Consider the following 20592-nt stretch of genomic DNA (forward strand, 5'->3'; position numbering starts at 1 on the left):
CCTTTGATTATCTATTTTTTATGTGAATTAGAACTCACTAGTAAAGTGAAATTTAATCTCTTTAAAATCACTTTGAGCCATTTGCAACATATACGATGAATCCGCTAAGAAAACATCTCTCCCTTCTCTATCTTTTGCCATAAACTGGTACTTACGCTTTTTGAACTCATCCAGAGCTTCCTTAGAATCACTCTCTATCCAACAAGCTTTATACAAACGTACAGGTTCCCAGCGACAAGAAGCATTGTATTCGTTTTGTAAACGATATTGAATAACCTCAAATTGAAGCTGCCCAACAGTTCCAATAATCTTACGACCATTAAACTGATTTACAAATAACTGAGCAACACCTTCGTCCATCAATTGCTCAACGCCCTTAGCTAATTGTTTTTGCTTCATCGGATCGGCATTTTCGATGTATTTAAACATCTCTGGAGAGAAGCTAGGTAAGCCTTTAAAGTGCAACTTTTCTCCTTCAGTTAAGGTATCCCCTATTTTAAAAGTTCCATTATCTGGCAACCCTATAATATCGCCTGCCCAAGCTTCTTCTACAGTAGTTTTTCTTTGAGCCATAAACTGTGTTGGAGATGAGAAACGCATCGTTTTATCATGTCTGACATGGTAATAGGGCGCATTTCTTTCAAACTTACCTGAACATATCTTACAGAAAGCCACACAAGATCTGTGATTAGGGTCAATGTTTGCTGTTATTTTAAAAACAAAGCCAGTAAACTTAGGTTCTTCTGGTTTTACTAATCTCTCTTCTGCTTTAGTGGGAAGTGGACTTGGAGCTATTTCTACAAAACAGTCTAATAATTCTTTCACACCGAAATTAGTTAAGGCAGAACCAAAGAATACAGGAGCCATTTCAGCATTTAAATATTCTTCTCTATTAAAATCTGGATATACACCGCCTACAAGTTCTAAATCCTCACGAAGCTGTTGAGCTTGACCTTCTTCGATATAATTTAATAACTCATCACTATCAACACGTACCTCTACTTTTTCAGTTACTACTTGCTTAGAAGGCTGATAAAGATCTAATTTATCTTCATAAATATTATAAACACCTCTAAAGCGAGCACCTTGATCTATCGGCCAAGAAAGAGGACGTACACCAATTTGTAATTCTTCTTCAAGTTCATCCAACAAATCGAAAGGGTCTCTACCCTCTCTATCCATTTTATTTACAAAGATAATTACTGGAGTTTTGCGCATACGGCAAACTTCCATCAGTTTTCTTGTCTGAGTTTCTACCCCTCTAGCACCGTCAACAACAATAATAACACTATCTACAGCAGTTAGCGTACGGAATGTATCCTCAACGAAATCCTGGTGACCAGGGGTATCCAGAATATTAACCTTGAAATCTTTATAATCAAACTCCATAACCGATGTAGTAACCGAAATACCACGTTGTTTTTCGATTTCCATCCAGTCACTGGTTGCAGTCTTTTTTATCTTATTACTCTTTACAGCACCTGCTACTTGAATTTGTCCACCAAACAAAAGGAACTTCTCAGTCAATGTAGTTTTACCAGCATCAGGGTGAGCAATAATTGCAAATGTACGACGTCTCTCTATCTCGCGAATTTTAGCCATAATGTATATCTCAATATAAAGAGTGGTTGCTTCACAAAACACCACTCTCTTCTTTTATCTATTTATTAGTATCGTTTTGAATTCTCTGAATGCACTCCTCTAGGCTATCTACCCAGTAAGGAATCTTTATGTTATAGGTGTCTTTTACCTTTGTTTTATCTAGTACAGAATATGCAGGTCTAGGAGCTTTTGCAGGATACTGATCAGAGTGAATAGGGTAAATTTCCCCTTTTAGACCAGCAAATCGTTGTACCATTTTAGCAAAATCAAACCAAGAACAAACACCTTCGTTACTATAATGGTATAACCCTGGTATAAAATCAGTACTCAACACATTAAGTACAAACTTTGCTAAATCTTTGGCATAAGTAGGAGTCCCTATCTGATCATAAACAACTCCCATAGATCCTCTAAGCTGAAGTTGCTTCAATACAGTCTTCACAAAGTTATGTCCATAAAAAGAATATACCCAAGAGGTCCTTATAACCATAGCCTTATTACATTTAGCTAAAGCCACACGTTCACTAGCTAGCTTTGTTATACCATAAATAGCTCGCGCTGAAGTAGGATCTTCTTCTGTATAAGGAGTATTCTTAGAACCATCAAATACATAATCAGTTGAAAAATGAATCAAGCCAGCATCATACTCATCTGCTACTTTAGCCAAATTGGATACTGCTGTATGATTTACCTTATCACAATCTACTGGATTCTCTTCTGCTGCATCAACAGCAGTATATGCCGCACAGTTTATAATAAAATCAATATTATGGGCGGATATATACTCACGTACAGCCTCTACTTCACAGATATTCAGAGAATCACAACCAGCAAAGAAGAAATTATAGCTGGAGTAAAGAGGCGATAGTTCTCTAAACTCAGACCCCAACTGTCCATTAGCACCAGTAATCAGAATATTCATTATTAATCAAATTTTAATTCACCTGCTTTATCTTTTTCAAAATAGTGAGCTAAAGTTGCGATGAAGCCAGATATAGCATTCACAGCCTTCTCCGTATCAGGAGTAATCTCTTTCTTTTGAAGTCGAAGCAACATTACTCCATACAAGGCATCAAAACATATTTCAATGTCCGACTTCTTTTCATCTTTATTGATTGCACGCAATTCAACTATGAAAGGCAACGCTTTATAATAAGAAGTATTGTAGAAAGGATACTTAGTACAAGATATTAACTCGTTGTGCAAATCTGTTAAAATAATAATTGTATTTTGATTGATTTGTAGATGTCCTTTCTCCTTGACACCCTCAGAATACATCATTTCTACTAACTCTTTATACCATTGTTTTTCCTCTTCCTGCTCTTCTAAAGATACCACAGAAGGATTAATGAGTTCTTTTTCTATCAGATCTATATCTAAACTATAGGCACGAATCATATCCTCAATTTGCCACATGTATATCAGATATTCAGCAATATTCTTCTGCTTAAGTTTCTTTGCTATTTTAAACATATCTTTTTTATTTTAATATAAAGAACTTCCTGCTAAAGTAAGTACGACTCCAGCAATAGCTACAATACAGACTATAGTACCAATAATTCTATTCATAACCCAAATTCCACGAGGGTTAAAATGACTACTTACTCGATGAACAAAATAAGTCAATCCAAACCACCAAATAAGAGCTCCTATCGCTATAAAGGCATAACCAATGCTTATCTGAGTAAGATTCATTGCTGGTTTTACAAAAGAAAATCGGGCAAATAGTGTGATGAATAGGAATATAATAAGGGGATTGGATAACGTTACTAATAATGCTGTTATAAAATTTCGGATATAAGAGTCCTTATTTTTATTGGCTGGTCTCAATGAACGAGCAGGATTTGACATAAAGGTATAAACACCAAATCCAAGTAGAAGTATACTACCAAATAGCTGAAGATAAAAAATATTCTTATCTATTAAATCAACAATAACACTCATTCCAAAACCTGTGAGTACAGCATAAATAATATCACTCACAGCTGCACCTAAGCCAGTAACAAAGCCATACCAACGCCCTTTGTTTAAAGTACGCTGGATACATAATACTCCTACAGGACCCATAGGTGCAGAAACAACCACTCCAATTATTAGTCCCTGAAGAATAATACTAGCTAGACTATCCAAATTTCCCATTCTGCAAATATCGCTTTTTTTTTATAAGGATACACTTTTTATTAACTATTTTTCAGCAGTTAAACGAGCTATTATTAGAGTTTTGACACTTATTTATCAGAGGTAAAAAAGACATAAAATTGATATTAATGATTTAGAAGCTATGAGTTCTTAGTTATTCTAACAGATTACTACTCATTACTGTTTTTTTATTATTTACTAGATATCAATAAGTTATTAAAAGACATCTTTTATTCTATCTCTTTTTGGATATAGAACACTTATGTTACCAATAAAACATTACTAAGTGATAGAGATTTTAATTATAGAATCAACCAAAGAGATCATCAATAGTAGATACAAAAAAAGGAGCAAGAAAAATCTTACTCCTTTTTGCGGTATGTACGGGACTCGAACCCGTGACCTCCTGCGTGACAGGCAGGCATTCTAACCAGCTGAACTAACACACCGTTTTTCACACAATCTCTCTTGATTGCGGTGCAAAGATAGATATAAATTTATACCCTGCAACACTTTTGTAAAATTATTTTAGTACACTCCTATTAATTCATTGAAAACCAGCTAAAAAAAATTTTAATCATTTTGAATTATTCTTTTAACAAAAAAGTATTATTTATATTAGGTATATGATGAATTCAGAAAATATATTTAGCATCAAATATAATCAGGAAATCCCTGACACAGGTAAGCTGTTAATAGCTGAGCCTTTTTTAACGGATTATCCTTTTAGTAGATCGGTTGTACTCTTAGTTAACCATTCTCTAGAAAGTAGTATGGGAATTATATTAAATGTTCCTATGCACCAATCATTAAATGACATTATCACCGATCTTAAAGGATTAGAAAATATACCCTTATATCGTGGTGGCCCATTGGGAGAAGATATTCTATTTTTCATACATAGCCATAGCCATATACCCGCAGCATTACCCATAACCAATAAACTTTATTTAAATGGCGATTTTGATATCGTAAAAGAACTACTTCTCGAAGGTAAAGTAGAGCCTAATGACTTTCGATTTTTCTTAGGATATTCGGGTTGGGGACCTGAACAACTACAAAATGAACTTAAAACTAACACATGGCTCGTAACGGAAGAGCCAGCAGAGTATATTATAAACCAATCAGCCAAACTCTTGTGGAAAAACATTCTACACAATATGGGCTATAAGTATAAACTATGGGCTAGATATCCTTTAGTACCGTCGCAAAACTAATCTTTTGCTACCTTCTGAAGAAGTAACACATCTTCAAAGCCATCTTGGGTAAAAATCCAATCTTTTAACTGAGCTACCTCTTCAAATCCACAAGATTTAAACAGATGTACGCTTTGAGTATTGGATACCGCAACATAAGCATAAATTTGATGAAGGAAAAGATGGCTAAAAGCATATTCAAGCAATAAAAAGATTGCCTCTTTGCCATATCCTAAGCTACGGAACTCTTCCAAAATAATAATACCGATTTCAGCACGCTGATGAAGAGGAACCATATCGTATAAATCAATTATTCCTATTGGTTGATAATTTGCCTTTTGTTCAATAACAAGCCTCAACTGTTTATCCGAAAAAATATCTCCCTGCATAGATTCTAAATACTTTTTCAAGAAAAATTTAGAATAAGGCATAGTGGTATTACAACTAGTCCAAACAGTTCCATCATTTTCTACTCTATAAAGTAATTCTAAGTCTTCAGGTTCAATAGGACGAAGAAGTATTTGATCCGATTCTAAAAGGGAGTTACCTTGCATTTGATTATTCCTTTATCTCTTTATTTATAATTGGTTCTAGAACAAAATAGAGTTTATTCCTTGATGGAATACAAAACAAAGCAGCAAATCCCACTAATATAGCACACAAAGAGCCTGTATAGCTCATCGCTAAATAATGAGTAAATAAAGACACAATTGCTGCAACGCCTAATATTAAGAGTCTAAAACCAAACCACTTTTGGTATAGTGCACTTCCATATTCGATAGAATCGGATGGCTGTATAGATTTTATCTTTTTCCCAAATAATTTTAGAGCAAGAGGTATTGATATACCTGTTACTAAAATAGACACAGTTTCTGCAACATAAGTAAACATACCATTATCGGCATATATACCATTCCAGTCTGTTCCAATCTCTCCGACGACAACTATTGCTACAAGGATTAACCAAAATAAATAATAAGTCTTCTTAATGCTTTTTAAAGTAGCTGTTACGTATTTATTTTCCATCTTTTATCTGTTATAATGTAGTTTTAAATTTTGTTCTATTAACAATACTCCGCCCTAGTGTAACCTCATCCGCATAAGCTAACTCGTCACCGACGGAAACCCCTCTAGAAAGAACACTCATATCCACTCCCGATTTTTCTAGTTTGCGATAGATATAGAAATTGGTCGTATCACCTTCCATTGTGGTACTCAAAGCAAAAATGACCTCTTTTATGCCACCTGCTTGTACTCGATCAATCAAACTTTGTATTTCCAAATCGCTTGGACCAATACCATCCATAGGAGAAATGATACCTCCCAACACATGATATACTCCTCTATACTGCTGGGTAGCCTCTATAGCCATTACATCTCGAATATTTTCAACAATGCAAACAAGTGAATGATCTCTTTGAGGATTGGAACATATTTGACAAGATTCTGTATCTGAGATATTATGACAAGTCTGACAATATTTAACTTCTCTCTTCAATGTTATTATCGCATTTCCGAAAGACTCAACAGCACTTTTGTCTTGTCTCAATAAGTGCAAAACAAGTCTCATAGCTGTTTTTTTACCTATTCCAGGTAACTTTGAAAATTCATCTACAGCTTTTTCTAGTAAAACGGATGGGTATTGTTGATTCATAAATTGATATTCCCTTTATTCAGTTTACAAATATAAGAAGGAAATCAGTATATCTTATTATTTATCACGATTTACAATATTGTAGCACGATTTATAAAATAATTTAGATACTTAGAATTAAACTGATTCTGTATCTTTAAAAAGTAGTATATTTGCGATCACTATGCTAGTGATAATAACAATTATAATATACTTTTCTTTGCTTTTTGCTATAAGTAAAATTACAAGTAGAAAAGGAAACTCCAATCAAATCTTTTTTAAGGCTGAAAATAAATCTCCATGGTTTATTGTAGCCTTTGGCATGATTGGTGCATCAATTTCAGGTGTTACTTTCGTATCAGTACCTGGCATGGCTAGAGATATCGATATGACTTACATGCAGATGGTATTCGGCTTTTTCTTTGGATATCTTATAGTAGCACATCTACTCCTTCCTCTTTATTATAAGCTCGGACTGACTAGCATTTATTCTTATCTAAAACAAAGGATAGGTAGAAAAGCATATAAAACTGGATCTATTTTCTTCCTCCTATCACGAATGTTAGGAACAGCTGCAAAACTCTATTTAGTTTGTCTTATATTACAACACTTTGTTTTTCAAGATTGGAATATTCCGCTTTGGACAATTGCTACTGGAGCTGTGTTTTTAGTTTGGGTTTACACCCATCAAAGTGGCATAAAAACAATTGTGTGGACAGATGCTCTACAGACTTTATGCTTAGTTTTAGCCCTCTTAGCTATCATTTACTCTGTGATGACCCAATTAGACTTAAATTTCGCAGAAGCGTGGAACACTATACAAGAGAACTCACATAGCAAAATGTTTGTTTGGGATGATTGGGTAAGCAAACAAAACTTTTACAAACAATTTTTTAGTGGTATATTCATTGTTATTGTCATGACTGGACTAGACCAAGATATGATGCAAAAGAATCTAACCTGTAAGAATATAAAAGATGCTCAAAAAAACATGTATAGCTATGGATTTGCATTCATCCCACTCAATTTCTTATTTCTCTGTCTGGGTATATTACTCCTAACTTTAGCCTCTCAAATATCGTTAGAACTTCCAGCTAAATCAGATGATATATTACCTTTATTAGCAACCAATGGATATCTTGGGCAGACAGTAGTAATCTTGTTTACAATAGGGATCATAGCTGCAGCTTTTAGTAATTCAGACTCTGCACTCACAGCTATGACCACCAGTGTATGTGTGGACTTACTTAACATAGAAAAGGAAGAAAAAAAGAAAGCTATTCGAAAAAGACACTGGGTACATATTATCATGTCTATACTACTAATAGCATGTATCTGCTTTGTTGATATTATGAATAGCCAAACAGTTATTGATGCTATTTACATCATTGCATCCTATACTTATGGACCTCTTCTAGGCATGTTTGCCTTCGGACTATTTACCAAACGAAAAACAAAAGACCAATTTGTTCCTTATATAGCTATAGCATCTCCTATTTTGTGTTACTTATTAGATCAATACATGATTTATTACTTCAACTACAAATTGGGATATGAGCTATTAATGCTCAATGGACTATTAACTTATGCAGGATTAATATTATTTTCAAAACCAAACAAATACATAGAAACTAAAAGATTATAAATATATGCACATAAATAGCGCAAACTTCGTCATCAGCAATACAGAAGTAAAAAAATGTCCTACAGATGGATTACCTGAATATGCCTTTATTGGACGATCCAACGTAGGTAAATCTTCGCTGATAAATATGCTAACTAATCGCAAAGGGTTAGCTATGACATCTGCTAAGCCAGGAAAAACGATGCTCATTAATCATTTTTTGATTAATGAAGAATGGTATATCGTAGACTTACCGGGATACGGCTATGCCAAGAGGAATCAAAAAGGCCAACAACAAATAAAGACAATCATTGAAGATTATATTCTCGAAAGAACAGCAATGACCAATCTCTTTGTTCTAATAGATTGCCGTTTAAGTCCACAACAAATCGATTTAGAATTTATTGAATGGTTGGGTGAAAACAACATTCCTTTTTCCATTGTTTTTACCAAGGGCGATAAACTAACAAAGAATAAACTCGACAGCAACGTTGAAGCATTTTTAAATGAACTTAAAAAACAATGGGAAGAACTTCCTCCATACTTTATTACTTCATCAGAAAAAAGAATGGGACGAGATGAAATGCTCAACTACATAGAACAAATAAACGAAACACTAAAGAAATAACTTAATATGAAAAAAGTAATTTTACTTTTATGTACCCTTTTTATTGGATTACAATCAACTGATGCCCAATCATTGAAAAATTTATTCTCTAAGAAAAATGTATCTCGAATGGCTTCTAATGTAGGAATAAAGACACCCCTTAAACTAGAAGGATCTACTTGGCAATATGCAGGAACTGCACTAGAATTAAAAACGGATAATGCTCTAAAAAAAGCTGCAGCCGAAATGGCCGCAATAGCCGCTGAAGAAAAGATTAATGAGCAACTATCTTCTTTGGGAATTAGCTTAGGGATGGTTAGGTTTCAATTTGAAAAGGATGGCAAATTAATGATTCAAGCTAAAAACAAAAAGCTACCAGCAACCTATCAATTATCAAAAGACCAAAAAGTAATGACAATATCTCTAGCACAGCGAATGTCATTTAATGCTGATGTCAATCACAGCTTAGAAACAATGTCTTTACTCTTTGAGGCTGATAAATTAATGGATCTAATAACCTTTATTAGTGAAAAATCTCAAAGTACCTCTCTACAAACAATCGGAGCTTTAGCTAAGAACTACGACGGTATGAAAATAGGAATTCAGTTAGAAAAAGCTAATTAATTTTCTATTTTTTCTCTAAATGATTAACTTTGAAGCCGAAACAAATAAATTCAAATCATGAAAAAATTAGTTTTGCTATCGCTTTTAATGATTATGAGTGTTGGATTAATCAATGCTCAATCCAAGAATGCCGATATAAAATTTGAGAAGACATCACAAAACCTAGGTACTTTTTCAGAAAAAGAACCAGTTGCTACTGCTACTTATACTTTCACTAACATTGGAGATGCTCCTTTAGTTATTCATCAAGTAGTTGCTTCTTGTGGATGTACTGTTCCTGAATTTTCAAAAGAGCCTGTTCAACCAGGTAAAACAGGTTCTATTAAAGTAGTTTATAATGGGACTGATAAGCCTCTTGGCTTCTTCAAAAAATCTATCATAGTACGTAGTAATGCTAAAACACCTACTACTCGCTTATTTATTGAAGGTACCATGACAGAATAAGCTATAAAACAAATATTTATATTAAATATAAAACGGAGGGTCTTTTCAGATTCTCCGTTTTTTTTAGTTTCTTTGACTATTAAGAACAAAATAAACATATTTTAAATAACTAAACTACAAGAACATGAAAGAGATGGAGCAGGATAAAATAACTCTGCCCGAAAATGCCTTTCGGAAATTAAAATCAGGTGAGATTTATAATCCCATTATGAGTCCCAACAAAGCTTACCCTGAAGTAAATGCATGGTCTGTAACATGGGGGATCCTTATGGCAATCCTTTTCTCAGCAGCTGCAGCATATTTAGGATTAAAAGTTGGACAAGTCTTTGAAGCAGCCATTCCAATTGCAATTATAGCAGTAGGAATATCGAGTGCAACAAAAAGAAAAAATGCACTCGGAGAAAATGTCATTATCCAATCTATCGGCGCAAGCTCTGGAGTAATTGTAGCGGGAGCAATTTTTACATTACCTGCTCTTTACATTCTTCAAGACAAATATCCTGATGAAATTACTATCCATTTTTCTCAAATATTCATTAGTTCACTGCTTGGTGGTGTTTTGGGTATTCTTTTCTTAATTCCATTTCGTAAGTACTTTGTTCAAGATATGCATGGAGAATACCCTTTCCCTGAAGCAACTGCAACTACTCAAGTTTTAGTATCGGGAGCAAAGGGCGGTAGCCAAGCAAAACCACTACTAATAGCAGCTATTGTTGGAGGGTTATATGACTTTATCGTAGCAACCTTTGGTTGGTGGAATGAAGTAGTAACTACTCGTATGGTATCTTGGGGAGCTATGTTGGCAGACAAAACCAAGGTTGTATTTAAGGTCAACACGGGAGCAGCAGTATTAGGTTTAGGATATATCATTGGATTAAAATATGCGACTATTATATGTGCTGGTTCATTAGCTGTATGGTGGATAGTAGTACCAAGTATGTCTGCTATATGGGGAGACACTATTTTAAATATGTGGAACCCTGAAATCACTCAGACAGTAGGAGCTATGAGTGCCGAAGATATCTTTGCAAACTACGGCAAAAGTTTAGGTATTGGCGCTATTGCTATGGCTGGAGTTATTGGTATTATTAAATCTTGGGGTATTGTTAAAAGTGCAGTAGGATTAGCAGCAAAAGAGCTTTCTGGGAAAGAAAAAGGAGCAGAAGCAAATGTTCCTCGTACTCAAAGAGATATCCCCATGAAGATTATTGCGATAGGCTCTATTATAACACTTACTGTTACAGCATTATTCTTCTACTTTGATGTAATGCAAGGAAATATCGTTCATACAGCTGTTGCTATCCTCCTTGTAGCTATCATAGCATTCTTATTTACAACCGTTGCAGCCAATGCAATTGCAATTGTTGGAAGTAACCCAGTATCTGGTATGACACTAATGACTCTAATCATTGCTTCTGTAGTGATGGTCTTTGTTGGGTTAAAAGGAACATCAGGTATGGTTGCTGCCTTAATTATGGGTAGTGTCGTGTGTACAGCTCTGTCAATGGCAGGAGGTTTTATTACCGACTTAAAAATTGGATATTGGTTAGGCACAACACCCGTCAAACAAGAAATGTGGAAGTTCTTAGGAACAATTGTTTCCGCAGCTACTGTAGGTGGAGTAATGATTATCCTAAATAAAACTTATGGATTCACAACTGGCGAGCTTGCAGCTCCTCAAGCAAATGCTATGGCAGCTGTAATTGAGCCATTAATGAGTGGTGTAGGAGCTCCATGGTTATTATATGGTATTGGTGCGGCTTTAGCAGTAGTACTTACTCTATGTAAGATACCAGCTCTCCCTTTTGCATTAGGTATGTTTATACCTATCCAACTAAATATTCCTTTGTTTATTGGTGGGGCAATAAACTGGTACGTAACAAGAGGAAAAAATCAAGAACTTAATACAGCTCGTTCTGAAAAAGGAACGTTATTAGCTTCGGGATTCATTGCAGGGGGTGCATTAATGGGTGTAGTAAGTGCAGGATTACGTTTTGCAGATATTAACCTAATCAATAATGAATGGTTACAAAACAGCCTATCTGAAGCTGCTTCATTAGTAGCATACGCACTACTTATCTGTTACTTTATCAAAGCAACCAAAAATGTTAAATTGAAATAGCTTTTTGATGTACATATAGTGAAGGAGAGCTTTCTAGCTCTCCTTTTTAAATTCTCAATCTATGAAAAAAGTATTCTTCTTCTTTTTTTCTATTCTTTTTTTTCTATCAAGCAATGCTCAAGAGAATCAAAACCTCATAATCAAGAATGCATTACAGTATATTGGTACCCCTTATAGAGCTCACACACTAGAGTTTGGACACCAAGAAAAATTAGTAGTAAACAAAAAGGCTGTAGATTGCACTACTTTTGTAGAGTATGTATTAGCTCAAAGTTTAGCTCAACTTGACAGTATCAATAAACAATCAGAAAAAACTTTTCTTCAAAAAATAAGATATAGAGACGGCATTATTAATGGATATACGTCCCGACTTCATTATTTTTCAGAATGGATCCAAGAAGGTGAAAAAAATAAATTCATCACTGACATTACTGCTCTAGAGGCTACTGATAGTATGTACATAGCCTTATCCTACATGTCTACACACCCACAATATTATAAACACTTGAGTAATTCTTCTCAAAACAGGGAAGAAATAGCGGAAGTAGAGAAAAGTATATCGGGAACAATTATTAAATGGCTACCTGAACAAAAACTACCTACAGAGGGATTGCCTTGGATTAAGAATGGAGATATTATTGCGCTAACAGTAGGCATCTACGGATTAGATGTCAGTCATGTCGGTTTTGCAATATACCAAGGCGGTCAATTACATTTACTACATGCTTCATCGGCTAAGGGAAAAGTAATAATAGAGCCTATACCCCTAAGCACAATGCTCCAAAGGAATAAAAATTGGACAGGAATTAGAGTACTAAGGCCCAATGTATATCTAGATCAAAAAGAATATACGAAAACAGAAGCTCTGATTGAAAGTAAAGATTCAACTGAAAATAAAATAGATTCTTTAAAAATTCTTACAGAATAGACAAACCGTAAAATATTTTTATTTGTTATATTAATAACATATCAATTAAGTTAATTAACTTAGCATAAAACAATAAGATTATGAATCGTTTCCACATACTAGTCGTTGATGATGAAGAAGATCTATGCGACATCTTACAATTCAATTTAGAAGATGCAGGTTACTCTGTAGATGCAGCAAACTCTGCCGAAGAAGCTTTAGCTATGGACTTAAGTAAATATGATCTATTTCTACTAGATGTTATGATGGGAGAAATATCAGGATACCGATTAGCTTCAATGCTTAGAGAACAGAAAGAAACCGAAAAAACACCCATTATTTTCTTAACAGCAAAAGATACAGAAAACGACATGGTTGCAGGTTTCAATGCAGGCGCAGATGACTATATATCTAAACCATTCTCCCTCCGAGAAGTGTTAATACGCATCAAAGCTGTACTAAAGAGAACAAATGAAGGTGGTAAAGTTAAATCTACAGCCAAATTAGTTTATAATACGCTTGTTATAGACTTAGAACAAAAGAAAGTAACTATTGATGGTGAAGATATATCTTTAACTAAAAGAGAATTTGAAATATTACAGCTATTACTGGAACAAAAAGATAGAGTTTTCTCTAGACAAGAAATTCTGGATAAAGTATGGGTGAATGAAGAAGATATTTCAGACAGAACTGTGGACGTAAACATTACTCGTATCAGAAAGAAGATTGGACATTATGATAAAAACTTAGTTACTAGACTTGGTTACGGGTATTGTTTTGAAACTAAATAATGCTAATGAACAAGAAAAAGCATTTTATCCAATTTCACAATCGCTTATTCTTGACTGTATTACTACTATTCCTTCTCTTTGCGGGAAGTTTTATTGTATATCAGTACCAAAGAGAGAAGGTGTATCGTGTTGAGTTGTTTAATACCAAACTTCAAGGTATTAACAATAGAATGTACACACTTTTACCCAATCTTGACAACAAAGAACAGATACAATTCTATATCGATAAATACCTAGTAGATCTACCCAATATTAAACTTACAATCATAAAGAAAGGAAGACAAATCGTTTTCGACTCTTATGCTCCAGATGCTACTATTATTCAAATGGGATATTGGGATAATGAAGAAATTAAACAAGCATTAGAAAAAGGAAGTGGTTATCAAATTAGGAAAGACCACTCTACCTCTACCCCTTACTTTTTCTCAGCTACTATTTATCCAAACTATATAATCCGCACAGCTGTTCCCTATGATAGTATGCTAAAGAGCACCCTACAAAGTGACACTCGCTATCTAACTTTTAGTTTTATTATCTCTGTTCTCCTTATTTCTCTTTTTTACAGTTATACAGCCAAACTAGGTCAAGCAATAAGGAAATTAAGAAAATTTGCTCAACGAGCCGAGGAAGATAAGTATATACAATGGGAAAGTGAAGCTCCATACTCTAGCGGAGAGATGGGTGAAGTCACAAGACATATCATCAATGTCTATCGTAAACTACAAGACACAAAAGAGGCTTTAAGCATAGAGAAAGACAAACTTTTTGCTCACTTACAATTCTCTCGAGAAGGATTAGGTATTTTCTCTGCTAATAGAACCGAAATTCTTGTCAATAAATTATTTCTTCGCTATTGCAACCATATATCAGATATCAATCTAAAAAACAGTGAAGAGGTTTTCCAAATAAAAGAATTCGAACCTATCATTCAGTTCATCAATGAAGTGCAACAATCTCCTTCACAAATAAAAGATAGACGCAAAAATATATCTATAGAAAAAAATGGAAAAACATTTATTATAGAATGCATCGTATTTGATGATATGAGTTTCGAGTTTTCCATCAATGATGTAACCAAAGAAGAAGAAAAAATTCAACTTAAGAAACAATTAACTCAAAATATAGCTCATGAACTAAAGACTCCTGTAAGTAGTATTCAAGGATATCTAGAGACAATTGTAGAACATCCAAACCTATCTGAGGAAAAGAGAATAAGCTTTTTACAACGCTGTTTTGCTCAAAGTAATAGACTGGCTAGACTATTGCAAGATTTATCTATACTAACACGTATAGAGGAATCTAGTGATATGTATGACAATCAGGATATGGATATAAATCTTCTTGTTCAAACGATTCTAGAGGAAATTGAACTAGATCTTCGCAAAAAAAACATCATAGTCCACAATGAATTACCTTCTCCTATACATGTTAAGGGCAACTACTCTCTACTCTATTCCATATTTAGAAACCTATTAGATAACTCTATCGCCCATGCAGGAGAACATATTGAAATCTTTTTATCTTGCTTTAAGGAAACAGATGAATATTATTTCTTTAGCTATCGTGATACAGGTGTAGGAATACCAAGTGAACATCTAAACCGTTTATTTGAAAGATTTTACAGGGTAGATAAAGGACGATCTCGTAAATTGGGTGGAACAGGACTTGGACTAGCTATTGTTAAGAATTCAATTCTCTTACATCAAGGAAGCATCCTTGTAAAAAGTAGTGAAGGCAAAGGAATTGAATTTGTCTTCACTCTACCAAAAAATACTGAATAACTTTAAGCCTTATGAAAAGAACTATTTTTTATTCCAGCTTTATATTTTTATTTATATTAACTGCATGTGGCAATACTAAAACATCAAAAATACCACAAGAGAATAAATCTACTAATACAAAAAGTGAAGTATTAATTACGGAATTTCCTTACCCTGAAATACCAATTATATATACCCAAGCAGAAGATAGAGGAAAATTCTTATCAGAGCATTATTGGGATAATCTAAATTTCGGAGATTCTTCTGTACAATATAACCAAGACATGATTGAGCAAAGTTGGGTCAACTGGATTGATTTGATGCAACAATTTAATCCCAAAAGAGAAGACTACACTTCTCTACTAAAAAACTTTTACACCCAGTTAGACACTCTAGATAGTACGGCCTTCAGGCAATTTTATGAACTAGCAGATAAATACCTCTACTTTGCTAATTCTCCACTACGTAATGACAAGCTTTATATTCCTATTTGTGAGGTTTTATTAGCTAGTAAAAATTTATCGGACACAGAAAAAGAACATATCAACTTTATATATGAAGTTATTCAAAAGAACAATGAAGGCGAAAAGGTACAAGATTTTACATTTACTACGTTAACAGGAAAGAAAGGTCAGTTATCACAAGTCCAATCTAATAAATATATCCTTCTATTCTTTAACGATCCAAGCTGCAATGTTTGTGCACATACAGTAGAAGTATTAAAAGAATCGCCTTTAGTAAATAAGCTCATCCAAAATAAAATACTCCAGATAGTATCTATTAATCCAGAGGATAATTTTGAAGAGTGGAAAGAACACTCTAAAGATTTTCCAAAAGAGTGGATAAGTGGATATGACAAAGATTTAACAATCACATTAAACCGTCTGTATGATTTAAGAGCTACACCATCACTCTATCTTTTAGATAAAGATAAAAAGGTGATACTGAAAGACAAAGCTCTTGAAGAAATATTAGCAACTTTAGAGCAAATATAGAATTCATTCCTTTCAAGTTATTTGTTCTACAGAATAAATTCTTTTATATTTGTAATACAATAGTTTACTTTTTCTGCTGCCACTAGAAAAGTAATAAGAGGGAATTAGGTGAAAATCCTAGACAGTCCCGCTGCTGTAATTCTCATTATTGGTGATAGACAAAAGAATGACTTTAAAAAGCCACTGGATTATTCTGGGAAGGCGTCTATTTACTGAGATAAGTCAGAAGACCTGCTATTGTAATCTGTATTTTCATTTCTTTCGAGGAAAAAGTTCTGAATCAAAATGTCATTATAGTTTCCATATAGTGTGCATTTATTTTCCAGATTTTATTCACGAAAAGTAGAAAATAAACTCTGCCAAGTTTATTTAGAATGTCCAGCCGATGTGAATTCGTCTGGACATTTTTTATGCCTTAGCATACGTTAAAACATATTGATCAGTAATACGATATTGAATTTTAACTTTCTGAGATATTGCAGTTTTAAACTCTTGAACATAAAAGTATTCTCCATCACCAATAGAGAAAGGACAAACTCTAATATGAGATTTAAAGTCTATCTCCGATAATCCGAGTAATTTAAATAGGGTTTCTTTAGCACACCAAATAAGCAGTTCATAATATAAAAAATCATTTGTTGGGTAAAAAAACTCATCGGAATGGAATACACGATGGGCTAAACGATGTACTCTATCACTTATAAGCTCTATATCTATAGCAACACGACTTGTTTTAGCCAGAATTACAGCAACGAAACCGACAGTATGAGTTATCCCTATATGATAAGAGCGATCAGCCAAATAAGGGGCTCCTAAAGCATCATATTCTATTTCTTTCTTCTCATCAAGAAGTGTATGTATCAAAACTCTAACAGAAAGCCATTCCTTTTGTCTATTCTCTGACTTAAAATCCTTTGCCTGTTCTACAAAAGGAAAAGCATATGGATGCTGCTGAATTTCCTCAAGAGATTCACTCATTTTCCATACGCCTAATATTGTATCTTCTGATTGCTGTTTAAAAAAAAGAGCCATTACTCATCATCATTATCGCTCTCCTCATCTACAGGAGGATGAATAGTTAGTTTTACTTTAAGAATTCTACGATTATCTTTAGCCAATACTTCAAATTCATAATTTTTATAAACTACTTTTTCATGAAGAGCAGGGAACTCCCCTTTTATTTCTAGTAGTAAACCACCTATTGTATCGGCTCCTCCTACTATCTTATCGAACTCTTCCTCATCAATATGAGTTTCTTTATAAAAATCGGATAATTGTGTCTTCGCTTCAAACACCCAGCTATTATCACTTATTTTCCTGAATGTACTTTCATCTTCATCGTATTCATCTTGGATTTCCCCTACAATCTCCTCAATGATATCTTCCATAGTTATCAGTCCAGACGTACCACCAAACTCATCGACAACAATAGCAATGTGTACTTTATTTGCCTGAAAATCTCGTAATAAATCATCTATCATTTTAGTTTCTGGCACAAAATAGGCTGGTCTTATAATAGATTGCCAACGAAAATTATCCCCTTTATTTAAATGAGGTAGAAGGTCTTTTATATACAAAACCCCACAAATATTATCGCGATTATCGTTATAAATAGGAATACGAGAATAAACATTTTCAATAATGCATTTTAATACTTCTTGATAAGGGGTTTTTATTTCTAAATCTACCATATCTAATCTAGAAGTCATAACCTCTTTAGCTGTTTCCCCTCCAAAACGAATAATACCCTCAAGAATTGTATTTTCTTCCGATATTTCAGTTTTATCAGTTAGCTCCAAAGCATGGGAAAGCTCATCAACAGAGATATTATAATTTGCTTTCGTATGTAAACGTTTACTCATAAAGTTTGATGAACGAACCAATACAGAAGCTATTGGTCTAAATACTTTTTTAAAGAATGCAATTCCTGGGGCAGCAAACCTGCAAAAAGCAAGAGTTTTCTGGGCAGAGTAAATTTTAGGTATTATTTCTCCAAATAACAATAATAAAAAAGTTAGAACTACGGTTATTATAAAAAATTCTGCTACTCGCGAAGTAAATTCAAACACATTCATAAAGAAGAAATTACAAAGCAAAATGATTGTAACATTTACGAAGTTGTTTGTGATAAGAATGGTAGCAAGCAATCGTTCAGATTGTTCTAATAATTTACTTATAATAAGATCTGATGGATGTTCTTTTTCTTGAATTGTATTTAAGTCTGAAGGACTTAATGAAAAGAATGCTATTTCAGAAGCCGATGCAAATCCTGATACAATCAATAGCAACCCCGCTAAAACAATAGATATTATAGCGGGCAAAGAAGGATTATTTATAATAATTCCATCTGTGATTGATGCTAATTGATACAAAAACGTGTCTGATTCCAAAAGGGTTTTTATTTAGTGAAACATGGTACAAAAAGAATTTTTATATTCTTGATGTACGTTTATTAAAACGGCAGGTCATCTAAAGAATCTTCAGGCTCTTGAGGTGCTGCTGATTGCTGTGGCGCTGCTGATTGTTGTGGCGCTGCCACTTGAGGAGCATTGGTACTACTGTTTTTGGGAGACAGCATTTCCATTTGATCGACAAAGATTTCTGTTATATAACGTTTAACGCCATTCTGATCATCGTAAGATCTTGTTTTAATTTTGCCTTCAATGTATAGCTTATCTCCTTTGTGAACATATTTTTCAGCAATTTCTGCTAAACCTCTCCATAAAACTAGATTATGCCATTCTGTGCGTTCAGGCACATGAGTACCATTGGCTAAGGTATAAGCACGTTCTGATGTAGCTAAAGGAAAAGAAGCCACAGCTATTCCTGAATCAAGATAACGAACGTCGGGATCTTTACCAACGTTACCTAGTAAAATTACTTTATTAACTGACATATAAAATCTATAATTAGTTTAAATTCAAATTTAATTAGAATATGAATATTATACAACAAATGAATATTTTTATTCATTCAAATACTATGTATTTTTCCAAAAAGAGGTGAATTAACCTAGGAATTGCATATTCATCTAAATCAGCACGTTTTATTTTAAGATAACCATCTGCTAATTGATAATTATCATCTACTTCTATTTGATAAAAAGTAGTATGTAAATGCTGATGTGACAATATATGTTTATAGTCGTCCACAATCAATTTAATACTAGGACGAGACATCTTTAGGAAAATATCTGACGTTTTATACTTCTCTAACAATTCAATTAAAGGTAAAGAGCGATCGGATTCAATTAAAGGAAGCTGATATAAATTTTGCCAGATATCTTTTCCAACTCTTTTCTCAATATAAGTATAATCTCCTTGTACAATATAAAAAAAGTTTAGATATCTATCACGTACTTTTACCTTTCCTTTCTTAACAGGTAAATCACTCACCATTTGATGAGCATACGCATAACAAGAATCCACTAAAGGGCAATCTTCACAAGCTGGATTTTTAGGCACACATTGAATAGCTCCAAAATCCATAATAGCCTGATTGTATTTAGCAGGATTATTCTTATCAAGCAATTCTTGAGCAATATCAGAGAATTCTTTTTTACCTAAAGAGCTATCTATTGGAGTACTAATTCCTAAGTATCGAGACAAGACTCGATATACATTACCATCAACAACAGCATAAGGCATATCATAAGCAAATGAACAGATAGCAGCTGCTGTATACGCACCTACCCCTTTCAGCGCTAATACTTCTTTATATGTAGAAGGAAAATCACCTTGAATACTCTTAGCAGCAGCATGCAGATTTCGTGCACGAGAATAATAGCCTAAACCTTGCCAGTATTTTAAAACCTCATCTTCTTCTGCAGAGGCCAAAGCCTCAACATTAGGGAACCTCGTTTTAAATTTCATATAATAATCAAAGCCTTGTACAACTCTAGTCTGCTGTAAAATAACTTCTGATATCCATATTAAATAAGGGTCTTTTGTCTTACGCCAAGGCAGATCTCGACCATATTCATCAAACCACTTTTCTATCTCTTTTCCAAAAAATTCCAATATTTTTTCTATTTTATAAAAGCAAAAATAATCATTAATTATATGATTCCTAAATTAGTAAGATCAAGGATATGACTATTTTACGGAAATTTAGGTATAAATTATTTTTTTGCGTCATTAAAAACCTAT

Annotated in this window: 21 protein-coding genes, 1 tRNA gene and 1 riboswitch; of the genes, 10 read left to right on the forward strand and 12 right to left on the reverse strand. The window is 33.7% G+C overall.

Annotation, left to right across the window (positions count from 1 at the left end):
• Positions 1 to 27 precede the first annotated feature (27 nt).
• The 5 genes from K8V80_RS01425 to K8V80_RS01445 all read right to left on the reverse strand — a co-directional run bounded on the left by K8V80_RS01425 (position 28) and on the right by K8V80_RS01445 (position 4190).
• Positions 28 to 1602: a peptide chain release factor 3 gene (locus K8V80_RS01425; protein ID WP_040310302.1), complete on the reverse strand. Its 1575-nt coding sequence runs from the start codon at positions 1600 to 1602 to the stop codon at positions 28 to 30.
• Positions 1603 to 1660: 58 nt separating this feature from the next.
• A complete protein-coding gene (gene rfbD, locus K8V80_RS01430) occupies positions 1661 to 2524 on the reverse strand; it encodes a dTDP-4-dehydrorhamnose reductase (protein WP_276774940.1) in 864 nt (287 codons plus the stop codon).
• Positions 2525 to 2526: 2 nt separating this feature from the next.
• Entirely contained in the window at positions 2527 to 3075 is a 549-nt protein-coding gene (locus K8V80_RS01435) for a DUF4924 family protein (protein ID WP_006744287.1), read from the reverse strand.
• 12 nt (positions 3076 to 3087) lie between these two features.
• Entirely contained in the window at positions 3088 to 3741 is a 654-nt protein-coding gene (locus K8V80_RS01440; protein ID WP_006744286.1) for a LysE family translocator, read from the reverse strand.
• Positions 3742 to 4116: 375 nt separating this feature from the next.
• Positions 4117 to 4190, reverse strand: a tRNA-Asp gene (locus tag K8V80_RS01445).
• A gap of 177 nt (positions 4191 to 4367) precedes the next feature.
• On the opposite strand from K8V80_RS01445, the gene K8V80_RS01450 reads away from it, so the two are divergent.
• On the forward strand, positions 4368 to 4958 hold the full coding sequence (locus K8V80_RS01450; RefSeq protein WP_006744275.1) for a YqgE/AlgH family protein: 591 nt from the start codon (positions 4368 to 4370) through the stop codon (positions 4956 to 4958).
• On the opposite strand, the gene K8V80_RS01455 is transcribed toward K8V80_RS01450, so the two are convergent.
• Genes K8V80_RS01455 through recR form a run of 3 tightly spaced genes read right to left on the reverse strand, consistent with a single transcriptional unit; the run spans position 4955 to position 6591 of the window.
• Positions 4955 to 5491, reverse strand: coding sequence for a GNAT family N-acetyltransferase (locus tag K8V80_RS01455; RefSeq protein ID WP_006744274.1), 537 nt, complete (start codon positions 5489 to 5491; stop codon positions 4955 to 4957). The genes K8V80_RS01450 and K8V80_RS01455 overlap by 4 nt on opposite strands.
• A gap of 4 nt (positions 5492 to 5495) precedes the next feature.
• The gene (locus K8V80_RS01460) at positions 5496 to 5963 is read right to left on the reverse strand and encodes a hypothetical protein (protein WP_006744273.1); all 468 of its coding nucleotides are present in this window, start codon (positions 5961 to 5963) and stop codon (positions 5496 to 5498) included.
• 10 nt (positions 5964 to 5973) lie between these two features.
• Positions 5974 to 6591, reverse strand: coding sequence for a recombination mediator RecR (gene recR / locus K8V80_RS01465; RefSeq protein WP_006744272.1), 618 nt, complete (start codon positions 6589 to 6591; stop codon positions 5974 to 5976).
• A 163-nt stretch (positions 6592 to 6754) separates the two neighbouring features.
• On the opposite strand from recR, the gene K8V80_RS01470 reads away from it, so the two are divergent.
• The 9 genes from K8V80_RS01470 (at position 6755) to K8V80_RS01510 (ending at position 16444) form a co-directional block, all read left to right on the forward strand.
• Positions 6755 to 8215, forward strand: a complete 1461-nt coding sequence (locus K8V80_RS01470; protein WP_006744271.1) for a sodium:solute symporter — start codon at positions 6755 to 6757, stop codon at positions 8213 to 8215.
• Between the two features lie 4 nt (positions 8216 to 8219).
• Entirely contained in the window at positions 8220 to 8822 is a 603-nt protein-coding gene (gene yihA / locus K8V80_RS01475) for a ribosome biogenesis GTP-binding protein YihA/YsxC (RefSeq protein WP_006744270.1), read from the forward strand.
• A 6-nt stretch (positions 8823 to 8828) separates the two neighbouring features.
• A complete protein-coding gene (locus K8V80_RS01480; protein WP_006744269.1) occupies positions 8829 to 9425 on the forward strand; it encodes a DUF4923 family protein in 597 nt (198 codons plus the stop codon).
• 57 nt (positions 9426 to 9482) lie between these two features.
• Positions 9483 to 9869: a DUF1573 domain-containing protein gene (locus K8V80_RS01485; RefSeq protein ID WP_006744268.1), complete on the forward strand. Its 387-nt coding sequence runs from the start codon at positions 9483 to 9485 to the stop codon at positions 9867 to 9869.
• A gap of 124 nt (positions 9870 to 9993) precedes the next feature.
• On the forward strand, positions 9994 to 11991 hold the full coding sequence (locus K8V80_RS01490; RefSeq protein ID WP_006744267.1) for an OPT family oligopeptide transporter: 1998 nt from the start codon (positions 9994 to 9996) through the stop codon (positions 11989 to 11991).
• A 61-nt stretch (positions 11992 to 12052) separates the two neighbouring features.
• Positions 12053 to 12919, forward strand: a complete 867-nt coding sequence (locus K8V80_RS01495; RefSeq protein WP_276774949.1) for an N-acetylmuramoyl-L-alanine amidase-like domain-containing protein — start codon at positions 12053 to 12055, stop codon at positions 12917 to 12919.
• A gap of 80 nt (positions 12920 to 12999) precedes the next feature.
• Entirely contained in the window at positions 13000 to 13689 is a 690-nt protein-coding gene (locus tag K8V80_RS01500) for a response regulator transcription factor (RefSeq protein WP_006744265.1), read from the forward strand.
• A 5-nt stretch (positions 13690 to 13694) separates the two neighbouring features.
• The gene (locus K8V80_RS01505) at positions 13695 to 15470 is read left to right on the forward strand and encodes a sensor histidine kinase (protein ID WP_276774951.1); all 1776 of its coding nucleotides are present in this window, start codon (positions 13695 to 13697) and stop codon (positions 15468 to 15470) included.
• 11 nt (positions 15471 to 15481) lie between these two features.
• Complete coding sequence (locus K8V80_RS01510) at positions 15482 to 16444, forward strand: DUF5106 domain-containing protein (protein ID WP_276774953.1); 963 nt, start codon at positions 15482 to 15484, stop codon at positions 16442 to 16444.
• Positions 16445 to 16487: 43 nt separating this feature from the next.
• Positions 16488 to 16697: riboswitch (cobalamin riboswitch) on the forward strand.
• A 155-nt stretch (positions 16698 to 16852) separates the two neighbouring features.
• Here the strand turns inward: K8V80_RS01510 and K8V80_RS01515 are convergent.
• The 4 genes from K8V80_RS01515 to mutY form a co-directional block, all read right to left on the reverse strand.
• Entirely contained in the window at positions 16853 to 17476 is a 624-nt protein-coding gene (locus K8V80_RS01515; protein ID WP_276774955.1) for a 4'-phosphopantetheinyl transferase family protein, read from the reverse strand.
• The gene (gene gldE, locus K8V80_RS01520) at positions 17476 to 18834 is read right to left on the reverse strand and encodes a gliding motility-associated protein GldE (RefSeq protein ID WP_006744260.1); all 1359 of its coding nucleotides are present in this window, start codon (positions 18832 to 18834) and stop codon (positions 17476 to 17478) included. Before gldE ends, K8V80_RS01515 begins: the two co-directional genes overlap by 1 nt.
• A 62-nt stretch (positions 18835 to 18896) precedes the next feature.
• Complete coding sequence (locus K8V80_RS01525; RefSeq protein WP_006744259.1) at positions 18897 to 19340, reverse strand: single-stranded DNA-binding protein; 444 nt, start codon at positions 19338 to 19340, stop codon at positions 18897 to 18899.
• Between the two features lie 73 nt (positions 19341 to 19413).
• The gene (gene mutY / locus K8V80_RS01530) at positions 19414 to 20463 is read right to left on the reverse strand and encodes an A/G-specific adenine glycosylase (RefSeq protein WP_276774959.1); all 1050 of its coding nucleotides are present in this window, start codon (positions 20461 to 20463) and stop codon (positions 19414 to 19416) included.
• Between the last annotated feature and the right edge of the window lie 129 nt (positions 20464 to 20592).

The sequence above is a fragment of the Bacteroides coprosuis genome (assembly GCF_020741705.1).
Lineage (GTDB): Bacteria > Bacteroidota > Bacteroidia > Bacteroidales > Bacteroidaceae > Bacteroides_E > Bacteroides_E coprosuis.

Coding starts and splice junctions, on each gene's coding strand:
- K8V80_RS01425 (WP_040310302.1), bottom strand. CDS start 1,602: ATGGCTAAAATTCGCGAGATAGAGAGACGTCGTACATTTGCAATTATT.
- rfbD (WP_276774940.1), bottom strand. CDS start 2,524: ATGAATATTCTGATTACTGGTGCTAATGGACAGTTGGGGTCTGAGTTT.
- K8V80_RS01435 (WP_006744287.1), bottom strand. CDS start 3,075: ATGTTTAAAATAGCAAAGAAACTTAAGCAGAAGAATATTGCTGAATAT.
- K8V80_RS01440 (WP_006744286.1), bottom strand. CDS start 3,741: ATGGGAAATTTGGATAGTCTAGCTAGTATTATTCTTCAGGGACTAATA.
- K8V80_RS01450 (WP_006744275.1), top strand. CDS start 4,368: ATGATGAATTCAGAAAATATATTTAGCATCAAATATAATCAGGAAATC.
- K8V80_RS01455 (WP_006744274.1), bottom strand. CDS start 5,491: ATGCAAGGTAACTCCCTTTTAGAATCGGATCAAATACTTCTTCGTCCT.
- K8V80_RS01460 (WP_006744273.1), bottom strand. CDS start 5,963: ATGGAAAATAAATACGTAACAGCTACTTTAAAAAGCATTAAGAAGACT.
- recR (WP_006744272.1), bottom strand. CDS start 6,591: ATGAATCAACAATACCCATCCGTTTTACTAGAAAAAGCTGTAGATGAA.
- K8V80_RS01470 (WP_006744271.1), top strand. CDS start 6,755: ATGCTAGTGATAATAACAATTATAATATACTTTTCTTTGCTTTTTGCT.
- yihA (WP_006744270.1), top strand. CDS start 8,220: ATGCACATAAATAGCGCAAACTTCGTCATCAGCAATACAGAAGTAAAA.
- K8V80_RS01480 (WP_006744269.1), top strand. CDS start 8,829: ATGAAAAAAGTAATTTTACTTTTATGTACCCTTTTTATTGGATTACAA.
- K8V80_RS01485 (WP_006744268.1), top strand. CDS start 9,483: ATGAAAAAATTAGTTTTGCTATCGCTTTTAATGATTATGAGTGTTGGA.
- K8V80_RS01490 (WP_006744267.1), top strand. CDS start 9,994: ATGAAAGAGATGGAGCAGGATAAAATAACTCTGCCCGAAAATGCCTTT.
- K8V80_RS01495 (WP_276774949.1), top strand. CDS start 12,053: ATGAAAAAAGTATTCTTCTTCTTTTTTTCTATTCTTTTTTTTCTATCA.
- K8V80_RS01500 (WP_006744265.1), top strand. CDS start 13,000: ATGAATCGTTTCCACATACTAGTCGTTGATGATGAAGAAGATCTATGC.
- K8V80_RS01505 (WP_276774951.1), top strand. CDS start 13,695: ATGAACAAGAAAAAGCATTTTATCCAATTTCACAATCGCTTATTCTTG.
- K8V80_RS01510 (WP_276774953.1), top strand. CDS start 15,482: ATGAAAAGAACTATTTTTTATTCCAGCTTTATATTTTTATTTATATTA.
- K8V80_RS01515 (WP_276774955.1), bottom strand. CDS start 17,476: ATGGCTCTTTTTTTTAAACAGCAATCAGAAGATACAATATTAGGCGTA.
- K8V80_RS01525 (WP_006744259.1), bottom strand. CDS start 19,340: ATGTCAGTTAATAAAGTAATTTTACTAGGTAACGTTGGTAAAGATCCC.